Genomic DNA, 1,358 nt, shown 5'->3' with positions numbered 1-1,358 from the left:
CCGGGGTCGGCGCGGGCACCGGGGCGGGCTCGACCACTTCGGCGTCCAGGACGTCGGGCGCGGCGGGCGTTTCCGCCTCCACCACCGGCGCGGCGGCGGTCTCGTCCTTGGCCGGGCGGCCGATCAGGCCGTTCACCCGGCCCAGCACCTCTTCGGCCCGGACGCTGGCGTCCTTGTAGAAGCTCTCGACACGCCCGACCTGCTCGTCGACCAGGTGGTTGGTACGCAGCCGGTCGACGGTCTCCTCACCGCGCACGGCGAGGTCGGCGTAGAGGTCGAGCACCTGGCGGTAGTACTGCTCGGCGAGCCGGCGCAACTCCTCGGTGGTGAACTTCTCCCGCAGTTCGGCGAGATCCTCGGGCAGTTCGGAGGGCAGTTCCGACAGCCGGGTGCGGATCTGCTCGAACTGGGTCTGCACATCGGCAGGCAACCCGGCGAAGCGTTCACGGGCCGTATCGACCCGGCCGTTGACATCGGTGGCGCGTTCCCGGACCTGCGTCACCGCATCCACGACCGCGGCGTACACGGCGTCCGTGGCACCGACAGTGGCGAACAACGGCTTAGCGGTGGTGTTCTTCTCGGTCATTTATATCGCTCTCCTGGCGTGGAGCATCGGTCGTCGGGTGTGGAACAACGCTGTCCCGAATGAGCGTTTCGTCCGGCCCGTTCTCCCGGCGGAACGACTCGTATATGTCCAGGAGCACCTGCTTCTGCCGCTCGCTGATCGCGGGATCGGCCAGCAGGGCGTCCCGGACGGGACTGTGCGCCCGCTGCTCGAGAAAGCCGGCACGCACGTACAACACCTCCGAAGAGACCCGCAGCGCCTTGGCGATCTGCGTGAGCACTTCGGCCGAGGGGTTCCGCAATCCGCGCTCGATCTGACTGAGATACGGGTTGCTGACCCCCGCCAGCTGGGCGAGCTGGCGCAGCGAGACCTGCGCGGCCTCGCGCTGCGCCCTGATGAAGCCGCCGATATCCTGCGCCGCGTTGACAACGCGGGCCGCCTTGTCGCCGGCGCCGGCCGACATTGCCGGATCGTCGGTGCGCCGGCCGGAAACCTCGGGCTGGTCTGCCATCACTCACCTTCTGGCGTCGTACGAACGCAACGATAGAACAGGGTGCTAGCTATTGCAAGCACTCTTGTTAGCAGGGGTTGATACCGCGTTTCGGCGGACTCAGCCACCGAACATCAGATGCGACACCGTGTAGATCATCAGACCGGCCAGGCTCCCGACCACGGTGCCGTTGATCCGGATGAACTGCAGATCGCGGCCCACCTGCACCTCGATCTTCTTACTGGCCTCCTCCGCGTCCCAGCGGGCGACGGTATCGGTCACGATGGTGGCGATCTCGTCGGC

3 protein-coding genes are annotated in these 1,358 nt (G+C 67.2%); all 3 read right to left on the bottom strand.

Annotated features, from left to right (window positions below):
- A partial coding sequence (locus tag ACWDU1_RS32385) for a heparin-binding hemagglutinin (RefSeq protein WP_450004222.1) occupies positions 1–586 on the bottom strand: 586 nt, incomplete at its 3' end.
- Positions 561–1,076: a helix-turn-helix domain-containing protein gene (locus ACWDU1_RS32380; RefSeq protein ID WP_450004221.1), complete on the bottom strand. Its 516-nt coding sequence runs from the start codon at positions 1,074–1,076 to the stop codon at positions 561–563. The genes ACWDU1_RS32385 and ACWDU1_RS32380, both read right to left, overlap by 26 nt.
- A 99-nt stretch (positions 1,077–1,175) precedes the next feature.
- Positions 1,176–1,358 (bottom strand): DUF445 family protein (locus ACWDU1_RS32375; RefSeq protein ID WP_450004220.1); only part of this gene is annotated, 183 nt, incomplete at its 5' end.

Source organism: Nocardia sp. NPDC003345 (genome assembly GCF_053589395.1).
Note: the sequence above shows the minus strand (reverse complement) of the source record. Positions and strands in the feature narration are given on the sequence as shown.

Excerpts from the sequence above, each read along its gene's own strand:
- ACWDU1_RS32380 (WP_450004221.1), bottom strand. The coding sequence starts at position 1,076 with ATGGCAGACCAGCCCGAGGTTTCCGGCCGGCGCACCGACGATCCGGCA.